Here is a 10,598-nt window from a genome sequence, read left to right on the forward strand (position 1 = left end):
TAGCTCGTCAGGCTCATAACCTGAAGGTCGCAGGTTCAAATCCTGCCCCCGCAACCACCGATACAGACACTCCCGCGAGCCCCGCTCCGGGAGTGTTCTGCTTTTGAGCCGTCCACTCCAGGAGCGTGCCGAGCTCGCCGCACAGTTCCACGTCCAACCGGCCGCGCTTCGGGCCGGGCGTCAGCGTGATCCGCTCGATCAGGCCGCGGATGGCGTCGGCAGCCTCGTCGCGTTCCTCCGGGCGATTCAGCGCCTCGGCCAGACGCGCCACCTTGCGGGCGTAAAGCTCCGCGATGTTCGGGTGAACGTCGGGCAGGTCCACCGGGACCTGGGCAAGGCGGGCGTTCAGTTCGTCCTCCCGTGCCTCCAACTCCCGGAGCCGTGCCACCAGGGTGCGGCTGCCGGCGCCGCTCTCGATCAGCGCCATGATGTCCTGGATGGCGCGGGCGACCTGGGCCAGTTCCCGCCGCTCGGCCTCACCGGAGGCCCGGCGCGCGTGGTTGAGCCGGTTGGTTTCCTCGACGTAGGCGCGGATCGCCTCGGCGGCGACGTCCGGCGCCATCAGCTTGTGCTTCAGACCGGCCAGCACACGCTCTTCCAGGGCGGTGCGCGGGATGGTGCGGCTGTTGGTGCACGAGCCGTTCATGAGGTGCTGGGAACAGCCGTAGCGCCCCTGGCCGCGCAGGACGTAGGGGCCGCCGCAGCATCCGCAGACCAGCAGGCCGGACAGCAGCGAGCGGGGCCGGTGGGCGGCGTTGAGCGGATTGGCGGCCCGCGCGGCGAAGGCGGCGCGCACAGCGGCGATGGGGCCGGCATGCGTGATCGCGAGAGCCTCCTGGCGGGCCTTGGCGGCGCGCCACAGCGTGTCGTCGATGATGCGCAACTCGGGAACCTCGGTGACGATCCAGGCGTTCGGCGGGTTGATCCGCGACACCCGCTTGCCGGTCGTCGGGTCCTTGACGTAGCGCTGCCGGTTCCACACCAGCCGGCCGATGTAGAGTTCGTTGTTGAGGAAGCCGGTGCCGCGCTTGGCATGGCCGCGCAGGGTGGAGTCGGTCCACAGCGTACCGTCGGGGCCGGGAACGCCCTCGTCGTTCAGGCGGCGGGCGATGGTGCGTGGGGACACGCCGGCGGCGAAGTCGCGGAAGACGCGGCGGACCACGGCGGCCTGGGCCTCGTTGACGGTACGCTCGCCGCGCACGGGTTCGCCGTCGCTGCCCAGGCGCTTGACCACATCATAGCCGTAGCACAGCCCGCCGCCGGCCTTGCCCGTCTCCACCCGGCCGCGCAAGCCACGGTGCGTCTTGGCGGCGAGGTCCTTGAGGAACAGCGCGTTCATCGTGCCCTTGAGGCCGACGTGCAGTTCGCTGATCTCGCCTTCGGCCAGGGTGAAGAGGCGCAGGCCGGCGAAGCGCAGATGCTTGAACAGCGTCGCCACGTCAGCTTGGTCGCGGGACACGCGGTCCAGCGCCTCGGCCAGCACCACGTCGAAGCGGCCGCACCGGGCGTCGGCCAGCAGGGTCTGGATGCCCGGCCGCAAGACCATGCTGGCGCCGGAGAGGGCGGCGTCGTGGTAGCAGGCGGCGACGGTCCAGCCCTCGCGTCCGACGTGTTCCCGGCAGATGCGGAGCTGGTCCTCGATGGAGGCGGCGCTCTGGGTGTCGGAGGAATAGCGGGCGTAGAGGGCAACCCTGGTCATCGCTCGTCCGTCCCTGGTCAGGTTCCGCCGCTGTCCGGCGGGCGGTTGTCGTTCGCGGCCTTCAGCCGCTCAAAGGCGTCGCGAGCCATCTGCCGGCCCAGCAGGCGGGCCAGGATCAGCGCTGCCCGGTCGATCCGCGCCCCGGCAGCGGCGTTGTCGTTGGCCGCCGCCAGCGTGTCCGGGGTGGGGCTGTCGTCCTCGATCATGGCCGAACTCCGTGACGATCCTCTGTACGAAATTCGGAAATGAGCGCTCAACTTCACATGTTCAACGACACACTAGAAATAATAACTGTATTTCATATCGTAGTCTAGAGCAAAATAGAAGAAGATAGGTGGTCTTATCGTTGTGGCGGATATTGGAGAGTAGTGGAATTTCGGAGTTCGTTTGATGTCGTGAAGGAACGATTACGATTCCAGAGTTCAGCGTGGTGTTGATTGGCGAAGCTCGTCCAACGCATCCTGCACCAGCCGCCATTCCAACTCGTCCCGTTGCGTGGGATCAGCGACAGCCAAGGCCAGCGACAGCTTGGCGATGGTGCCGGCGACGCTCTGGGAGGGCAGGGCGAGGATACGGCGGCCGAGGTCGTCAAGGAACCGGTCGAGGGCATCCTGGCGTTCGGCGATGGCGTTCATGTCCTGCGTTTCAGGGGCGTTCACTATCACCGCAGCCTCCACGGCGTTCCAGCCAATGCTTTTCGCAAGGGCCTGCTCCGCACCGCTCCATTGGCCGCACAGGGCGTCGGCTTCCGCCATGGCCCGTTGCCATTCCTCCCAGAGCGCGGCGACGGGATCGGTCGCAGGAGGTATGGGGGGAGGCATCACCCCCGGAAGGGTGGCGATGCCGGCCAGGAGCGTACGTCGCGTCAAGGTTGGCGTATTTTGGGCAAAGCGAGAGGGTTTGCCGTCAGCCTGAGGCATGGCGCACCATTGTGATCGTATCTGATGTCAGCTATCATAGCTGATATTTGCTCAAAGTCAATGATGGAAGCTGACATTGGATATTACAGCTGAACAATGTCTCGGAGCGCGTGCCATGCTCCGAATGAAGCGGGAGGAATTGGCGAAAGCGGCCGAGGTCGCGGTTGCCACTCTCGCCGATTTCGAGACGGGACGGCGGACGCCGCACCATCGCACGCTTGCGGCGATCCGTGCAGCTCTGGAGACGGCCGGCATCGAGTTCATCCCTCAGAACGGCAATGGTCCGGGCGTCCGGTTGAAGCTGTGATGACCCCCAACAGCGGAGATGATTCGGTACGCCACCCAAATACCTCTGTGTGTAGGGATGTGGCTGATGACCAGCCATATTCCGCCTTGCTCGCTTGGATAGCCACCGCCAGGCCGGAGGCGAGCGGTCAAGGGCGGCCGAAGGCCGTCGCGGAGCGATGCGCCGCATTCGCGGCGCACCCTTGAGGGCTCGACTCCGGTCTGGCTCTCTAACCCTCAAGCGAGCAAGGTCAGCTTTTAGGGCTGTACCGCGCCGTATACACCTGAACACAGAGGTCATTTTTGTATACGGACTAAAATGTTGATATATAACAGAAAACGGGCGCCCGTATTCGCTCTTTTATCTTGCTGTAGATGATATTACGTGGTCTACTTAGTTCCGGTCCCTAGAGTTCGCCAACATTAACTCCGAGTGCGAACGGGTGACCGCAGACCGGTTCTTATGCCTTTTGGATTAAAGCAGGCATGTGAGCGCAGACGGGAAAACTGGTGGCTACCATCATTGATTGGATCGACAGGCAGCACCCCACGCCGCGGAACTCGGCGGAACTGGGGCCGGAGATTGATCTGAACGCTACGCTTCTTCGTGTGCAAGGGCGTTAACATTGTCCGAATAAGCTATGGTTTCCCCATTAATTAGCCAAGTTGAGATAAATTACGCTGCTGCTTCTTCGACGGCTTGGATGAATTGTTCCAACGCATTAGCACGTAGGCAAGCCCGAGCCGTTGCGGCGTAGGCTGCATCCGGCCCCGAGAGCTTTTGGATTCGTTCGATCAGCTTCTCGAAGCGAGCATAATCATCAGCTGTACATTCCTCTATGGTAGAGGGGCAGACCTCACGGTAGGTTTCAATCCAGTCATTGATCTCGCGCCACTTCCTTTTTCTCGCTGCCACTAATCTTGGGCTATCTAAATAGAGATAGTGAACCGTTGTCTCGACTCGCTTTCTGATAATCGGATTGTTTGGATCGGAAGGTATTGGAAAACCCTCCTCATCGAATGTCATTAGCTTTGGGTCGGTTTTCTTGGCAGGGTCCAAGAGGAGAACGACTTCCTTACTGATGTTCCTATCGTCCCAAGAGGCTCTGAAGGATTTAGCCAATAGAGGAAAGAAATCCCACTTGCCCCGGGTATTGCCGTCATCGTCCTTGTGGGGCGAATTCGGATAGCTACCTGCAATCCGATAGTTCTTCCAGTCGAAGGCGAGCCACGCATAACCCGGATATATCGTTCGGTCTTCGTCTAGTGCTCTAGATTTTGGACGGAAGTGATCAACATGCCAATCTGAAACCGCATCGGGTGCCTCCGAATACCAGCATTTTCCGTGGGACATCTTCAGAAGAGCATCCTTGATTTCTCCCCAGGCCGTCTGCTTGCCCTCAATATAGGCCTTGCGCTCTTCGGTCGTCGTTAGCGCCTCTAACGCTGCCTGAAAGGCAGTGACCTTTGTGAGCCAAGCTTTAGGAATTTTCGTCTCGTCCTGAAAAATATAGATCACCGACGATTCTCCTTGCGCGCCATGATCTTTGCGAGCATCTGCTTTGCGACCTGATTTCGCTGTGCAATCATTTCCGGGGTGAGGGCAGAGCGACTTTCTTGCTTTATTTCGGTCATGGCTCTTAAAAAGAGTTCATATTCCGGTTCGCGGTCCTCGATGACGAAACCAAGTCGCTTGAGCTTTTCATTAAGTTCGATTAGGCGGATATCATGCTCAGGCGTTCGCTGTTCGAGGCGTACTATCTGATTCCGCTCGTCCAGTAGTTTCTGGGTATCAGGGTCAAGCGTTGTAGGAAGACCAAATATTTGAGTGAGGATGCTCGTAAATCCGAGCCCCCGCGGATCGACGTCTGGCGGTCGGATGGTCACTGTGCCATCCTTCGACCGGGACATGACCTGAACCTGGGATGCCATCAAACTCCCAATTGTCAACGGGTCATGGCTGGTGAGAATGATGTGGCTTTCGCCGCGCTGAGCAACATCCTTGACGAGGTGTAGATAATCCCACTTCCAGTTTGGATTCAAATGGGTGTCAGGCTCATCAAGCAGGAAAAGGCTTTCGTCCTGGCTAGTGAACCTCATCAGCCCCAATACGCTGAGGAGTTGCTTTTCGCCATCACTGATCTCATGAAAGGGTATTTCGCCATCGACGTTTTCTTTCTCAACCCAGATTCGTACTTCACGAATAAGATCAGAGATATCGAGGGTTTCCAAAAGCGCAAAAAAGGTTCGCTCGTCATCGAAGGATCGCGCTATCTCGTTGAGAACATTCACGTCTTTGATAAAAATATAGATTTGCTCCTCATTCGCAGGCTTGGCCCTGTAGTCGTCTTGTTCGCGAGCGTTATCCGCGATAGGCGCAAGTGCGTGAGACCTGAGTTTTTCCAGAAGCCCGCGTACAAGTCCGGAAGAGTTCCAGAAATTCTGCGCATTCATTGAGGTTGATTTTTTGGACTGACGTTCTGCCCATCGAGGTCTCCGCAAAACGATTAGAGCGCTGTCGAAGCCGACAATGCCCATATGTTTCTTAAGAAATGTTTTTGCGGAATCCGACCCGAAAGCAAAATAACTGAGCAGTGCAAGCTGTCCATATGCAGGCCGACAGTAAAATAACCGGCGAAGGTCTACATTTTTTACATCTTTAGGTGCAGACGAAGGGGAAATCACCTTCTTGTAATATCTTAGCTGATGTCTATCAAAAAGCTGCTCAAGGCGTCGGCTTGACCCCGAGTAATATCCAAAAACATTTGCAGGCAGGTACTTTGCCCTTCTATCGTAAAATGTAGTTCGAGACTCCTGCACTCCATTGACCTTTAAGGAAAGTGTGGATTCTGTGAAAGCATTGTCAATCTCAATGCGATATCCATGGCAATTATAAGCTATAAAGTAGGCAAAGGAGGTGGTCTCATTAAGATCTAAATCACGAAAAATTGTTACTAAAGCCTCAATGACATTAGATTTACCGGTACCGTTATCGCCAATCAACACTGTGGAAAGCTCACGCTCGTCGAAATTTATATCGACGTCAGATAAATTCTTGAACTTCTTAATCTTTAACCAGTCAAGGCGCATCTTGCACCACCAATTCGTCGTGTCGAGAGCCAACAACTAAACGTCCATTTTTCATTTCTTCTCGTAACTGTTTGTAGAACTCGTCAATCATCATTTCGCTCTTCCGCCAGAGCTCCCTCGGACTTGCCGCACCTCCTAGTCCGATGAGCGTCGTTGTCAAATGATCTGGAGCAACGTCTGTTCTCATTTTGTTTGCCAAGTTCGTCTCCTGCTTTTTCCCCTGTGGTCGATGTGAAGTTTGTGACCTGGAGTACGATAAGCTAGAGGAAAGATTTTGGAGCGGCGTATTCCTGATCTGCTCTAGGAGTTCAGTAGCTTGCCCATCAGCTTGATCGGGGGCGACCAATTTACCGCAAAGAGCCTGCTTAAGGAGCAATTTTTCCAAACGGTCGAGAAAATCCGCGGCATCTTCGGCTGCCCGGAGCGCCGAGTCGATGTCTGAAAAGTCGCGTTCGATTCGATCCGCGATCTTCCCAAAGTCTCCTGCGGCCGGAATGGGCACAGGTAGATTTCTCAGCGTTTCGCTGTTGATCTTGGGCATGTTTCCGGCCGTGCCAGTCGCCCGCTCTCGAAAAAAGCGGCGAGCACAAGCTGAGTTTAAATATCTCCAAAGATAACGGCGCTTGTTTGTATCCGCTATACGCAACCGCATCATCAGATCAGGATATATGTAGGTGAGTGTTGGGCCATCATAAATTGCAGTAGCGCCCAGATGCTCCAATGCATTTGCGCGCTGTACGAGGAGATCTCCCGGCTTCAGCCAATACCGAGAATCCTCGGCCGGCCGTTCATAAACCCGCTTTACAGCCGCTTCATCCAATCGCAGATAGCCCGATGTGGTTGCGGTCAGCTTAAGGGACAATGCTCCAGTGGCATCCGGCCCAGCCTTAGGAGACCAGCCATTTGATGGGCCTTCGTCGACTAAGTCCGCGAGACGAACAAACTGGATGGCTTGGCCATGTCGGGCAGCGTGATCCGGAAAGGCATCCTTCAAGACCGCATCTTTATACTGTGCGCCGACCTCAAGCGCCGACCGCAAATCGGCTCGTGCATCCGAGATTCGCGCGAGGTGGATATTCAGAGCTTCGGCGATGCGGCGCTGTTCCTTCAGCGGTGGCAAACTGATCTCTGTTCTCTCAAGCGTGCCCTTTGTGATGTGCCGGAGCCCCACACCGCCATGTGCCTGAGCTATTAGTTCATCAAGGGTATCGTTGATTGCGAACTTTAGAAAGGAGGAATCAACCAAATCTCGGTTGAATAGTACCTTGAAGATATGCTGATTCAATACGGCCGATCCACCCTCCCAAATGTGGGCGCCGAAGGAAGTCCCAGGAGTTCCTGACCATGCAAAAAGCAGATCGCCGCTTTCCACATGATGACGATCGTCGATCGCTCCTGCAAAATAGTTATATTTCGCCTTCTGATTATTGAGATTCTGGATCCTGATGATCGGTAGGCCATTTTCAGACCATTCGGAGGGTTTGAAAGCGCGGCCGTTGATCAGATCGCAGATATCCCCAATAGGTGCTTTCACCCAATGTTCTGGCAACCCGCTCATGAGGCCTCACCTTCGTCCAAAGCGAGCGCATCATTGATGAGTTCGATTTGCTCGATAGCGCCTTTCAGGAGCTGGGTAATTCGCGCTGCAAGCTCGGCAGGGTCTGCGTTCTGATCCTCAACTGAGTCATAGTCGTTACGGAGCCAAGTAATGTCGAGATTATCATCGCGCTCGGCTATTTCCTGCCGAGTGAACTTACGGAACCTGCCGCTGTTGCCCTGGTCCTTGCGTTTGGCTCTGCCGCTTGGATCGTCACCGAAACAAGCCTCGAAGTCAGCAAAATGGGCTGGCGCCAAAGGTTGCTTGCGGCCAAACGTCGGCATTCCGGTTCGCATATCATAGAACCAGATAGCTTTCGTGTTGCCGTGATTCGTCTTGCCACGGGTGAAAAATAGGACGTTAGTCATCACTCCTTGGGCATAGAAAATGCCGGTCGGGAGTCGGAGTATCGTATGGAGGTTGCAACGATCAAGGATATCCTGGCGAACCCTTCGACCAACGCCTTCTTCAAAAAGCACGTTGTCGGGAAGGACAACGGCAGCGCGTCCGCCCGGTTTCAAACCAAGGTAAATGTGCTGGAGGAAGGCGAGTTGCTTGTTGGCTGTGGGGAAGGGAATATCCCGCCGTTGCCTTCGAGCACCGCCAGCTCGCGCCCCAAAAGGAGGATTAGCAAGAATGACATCAGGTGAACGAAGTTTTTCGGCATCCGCCGTTAATGCATCGCCAATGAAAAGTTGTAAATCAAGCTTATGTAAGAATGCGTTCATCAAGCAAATGCGGTACGTGCCTTTTTCAATTTCCATGCCATCAAAAATAGGATGATTTTGTTCGGAGATTTGAGTGTTTCTGTTTTCTTTAGCAAAGGTGTTGGCGGCGATAAGAAAGCCACCGCTTCCGGCTGCGGGATCTTGGATGATTTCGCCTGATTTTGGTTTAATTACCCGAACGATAGAATCTATTAATGCGCGCGGGGTAAAATACTGACCAGCGCCAGACCGGGAATCCTGTGAGTTTTTCGCGATCAACCCTTCGTAGATATCTCCCATCATGTCGGATGAGACCGAGTTCCAATCGAGCTTGTTGATGCCGTCGATGACCGCCCGAAGGTTCTCGCTGTGCGAAAACACCGTCGTCGGGAATGCATAAATTTCACGAACGCGCTTATCCTCAGCATGGCCGCCAAGGAATGTCAGCATATCTCGATAGTGCGTGAGGAGGTCGCTGGCGGAGTAATTAACAAGATTTGCCCATCGATAGCCTTTCGGTATAAGTTGCTCCGTTTCATTTCTTTCGGCTATCTTGAGGAAGAGAAGGTAGGTCAGCTCAGAAATGTACTGATGATAGCTGACTCCGTCCCCGCGCAAGATGTGGCAGAGATTCCATATTTTTTGGACAATGTTTTCGCGTTGGATCATTATCGCCGCATTATCTAAATGGCACTTTCCAAATCGGTCCGGGAGAAATCTTTTCCTACGAACAACAAGCGGCACCCGTGCTCTTTTGCTACTTCGTATGAGAAACAATCTCCAAGATTCAGTGCCGCTGGATGGACACCCTTGCCCCATTGTGCATAAGCTTGTGCAATTCGGCGCGCTGCTGCTGGCGTCACATTGACAATCTCAAGCCCGAGCCCATCAATGATTTGAGCCATTTCTTCGCCAACATTCCGGCGGGCAGCAACGATCAGCGCTTCGGCGACCGTGCCAGCCGAGATAAGGAGGTCTTCTTCTGCCTCCAGCACCGCGACGCAGGCATCTGCTTCTGGGTCGTTGAGCAGGATCGCCATCAGTGCCGATGTATCGACCGCTATCATTCCGGCATGCCTGCATCATCATAAAGGAAGTCCTGACTTCGAGCCGCAGTAGGCCCGGCGGTTACTTTTCTCGCCGCAGAAGCGCGCGCCGTGTGGAGTAGAGATTGGCGCGATCTTCTATCAAAGGTTGCTTTGATCGGCACTAGGCGAACGGCTGCATGACCATGCCGCGTCAGGATGACCTCGTCTCCAGCCTCAGCTCGCCTCACCAATTCGGTCAATTGGCCCTTAGCTTCTGTCACAGACACCCGCATAGCTTGCTCCATTCTGGACCAAGAGGCGATCCACCGAGCCCCCATTGTTAGACCAGAAAATGGACCATATCAACTTCAAATGGGGATCTTCAGCGGGTGTCGGCATCGGCTATTGCATGCCCCCGCAACCAACTTTACTTGCTCAAGCCCGTCACGGGAAACCGTGGCGGGCTTTTGCTTGTCCTGGGCCAGCGCCAGGATGCCGGCGAGCGCGCCGTGCAGATCGATCGACAGGCGCGACCGTCCCTGCGTCCCCACGGGCGTCAGCACGATGCGGTCCACCAGAGCCCGGACCAGTTCGGCGGCTTCGATGCGCCGCCCGTCGTCGTTCAGGGCGTCACGTAGCGCCGCCACCTCCCGGCGATAGCGCCGCCCCATGTCCGGGTGGAGCAGGACGGGTTCCTCGTCGGCATCGGCCAGCAGCCTCTCCAGTTCGCTCTTCCGGGCATCAAGCAGGATCATCCGATCCTTGACCTGAGCGCCGGGCACGCCGTCGAGGATCGCCTGGATAAGGCGTTCGGTCTCCTTGGTGATCTTTATCAGCTCGGCGCGGTGCCTGGCGAGCGCGGCGTTGTGCTCCATGCGCAGCCGGTTCAGGTGGCGGACATATTCCTCGGCGAACACGTCGCAGAGCGCCGGGTCCATCAGATGGTGCTGCAATCCGTCGAGTACGGCGGCTTCCAGTTCGTCCCGCCGGATCGCCAGCCGGTTGTCGCAGGTGCCTTTGTTGGGCGCCGTGGCGCAGCCGAAATGCTCCTTGCTGATCTTGACGAACCCGCCGCCGCAGCTTCCGCACTTCAGGAGGCCGGAGAACAGGTGGCGGGGCCGCCGGCGGTCCCAGAACCCGTCTTCCCGGCCGGGCGTGCGATGGCTGTGAGCCTCCTCCGAATCGGTGGAGATGCGGGACCACCTGCGCACCGAGCTGCCGCTGGCCGCGCCGACCATGGCGATCCAGCGCCAACGGCCCGCGCCGGGACGG

Annotated in this window: 11 protein-coding genes; 1 reads left to right on the forward strand and 10 read right to left on the reverse strand. The window is 56.6% G+C overall.

The genetic code is table 11. The annotated features are described in order from the left end of the window. Positions 1 to 13 precede the first annotated feature (13 nt). From TSO221_RS33075 to TSO221_RS33085, 3 genes are all read right to left on the reverse strand, one after another. The gene (locus TSO221_RS33075; protein WP_109122718.1) at positions 14 to 1,699 is read right to left on the reverse strand and encodes a recombinase family protein; all 1,686 of its coding nucleotides are present in this window, start codon (positions 1,697 to 1,699) and stop codon (positions 14 to 16) included. 17 nt (positions 1,700 to 1,716) lie between these two features. Next, positions 1,717 to 1,905: a hypothetical protein gene (locus TSO221_RS33080; protein ID WP_109122719.1), complete on the reverse strand. Its 189-nt coding sequence runs from the start codon at positions 1,903 to 1,905 to the stop codon at positions 1,717 to 1,719. 216 nt (positions 1,906 to 2,121) lie between these two features. Further along, positions 2,122 to 2,454 carry a hypothetical protein gene (locus TSO221_RS33085; RefSeq protein ID WP_109122720.1) on the reverse strand — a complete coding sequence of 111 codons (333 nt, stop codon included), beginning with the start codon at positions 2,452 to 2,454 and terminating at the stop codon, positions 2,122 to 2,124. 280 nt (positions 2,455 to 2,734) lie between these two features. On the opposite strand from TSO221_RS33085, the gene TSO221_RS33090 reads away from it, so the two are divergent. Next, entirely contained in the window at positions 2,735 to 2,926 is a 192-nt protein-coding gene (locus TSO221_RS33090; protein ID WP_109122721.1) for a helix-turn-helix transcriptional regulator, read from the forward strand. Between the two features lie 654 nt (positions 2,927 to 3,580). Here TSO221_RS33090 and TSO221_RS35225 read toward each other — a convergent pair. The 7 genes from TSO221_RS35225 to TSO221_RS33120 form a co-directional block, all read right to left on the reverse strand. Then, positions 3,581 to 4,423, reverse strand: coding sequence for a hypothetical protein (locus TSO221_RS35225; RefSeq protein ID WP_146208987.1), 843 nt, complete (start codon positions 4,421 to 4,423; stop codon positions 3,581 to 3,583). Continuing rightward, entirely contained in the window at positions 4,420 to 6,027 is a 1,608-nt protein-coding gene (locus TSO221_RS33095) for an AAA family ATPase (protein ID WP_158284294.1), read from the reverse strand. Before TSO221_RS33095 ends, TSO221_RS35225 begins: the two co-directional genes overlap by 4 nt. Further along, positions 5,984 to 7,552, reverse strand: a complete 1,569-nt coding sequence (locus tag TSO221_RS33100) for a restriction endonuclease subunit S (protein ID WP_109122723.1) — start codon at positions 7,550 to 7,552, stop codon at positions 5,984 to 5,986. The genes TSO221_RS33095 and TSO221_RS33100 overlap by 44 nt, the downstream gene beginning before the upstream one ends. Further along, positions 7,549 to 8,967: an N-6 DNA methylase gene (locus TSO221_RS33105; RefSeq protein WP_199229732.1), complete on the reverse strand. Its 1,419-nt coding sequence runs from the start codon at positions 8,965 to 8,967 to the stop codon at positions 7,549 to 7,551. The genes TSO221_RS33100 and TSO221_RS33105 overlap by 4 nt, the downstream gene beginning before the upstream one ends. Before the next feature lie 14 nt (positions 8,968 to 8,981). Further along, on the reverse strand, positions 8,982 to 9,365 hold the full coding sequence (locus TSO221_RS33110) for a type II toxin-antitoxin system VapC family toxin (protein ID WP_109122724.1): 384 nt from the start codon (positions 9,363 to 9,365) through the stop codon (positions 8,982 to 8,984). Then, the gene (locus TSO221_RS33115) at positions 9,362 to 9,664 is read right to left on the reverse strand and encodes a type II toxin-antitoxin system prevent-host-death family antitoxin (RefSeq protein WP_348770302.1); all 303 of its coding nucleotides are present in this window, start codon (positions 9,662 to 9,664) and stop codon (positions 9,362 to 9,364) included. Before TSO221_RS33115 ends, TSO221_RS33110 begins: the two co-directional genes overlap by 4 nt. 30 nt (positions 9,665 to 9,694) lie before the next feature. Continuing rightward, positions 9,695 to 10,598, reverse strand: a 904-nt coding sequence (locus TSO221_RS33120; RefSeq protein ID WP_199229733.1) for a zinc ribbon domain-containing protein, incomplete at its 5' end; no start/stop codon positions are given.

This window comes from Azospirillum sp. TSO22-1, from assembly GCF_003116015.1.
Classification (GTDB): Bacteria; Pseudomonadota; Alphaproteobacteria; order Azospirillales; family Azospirillaceae; genus Azospirillum.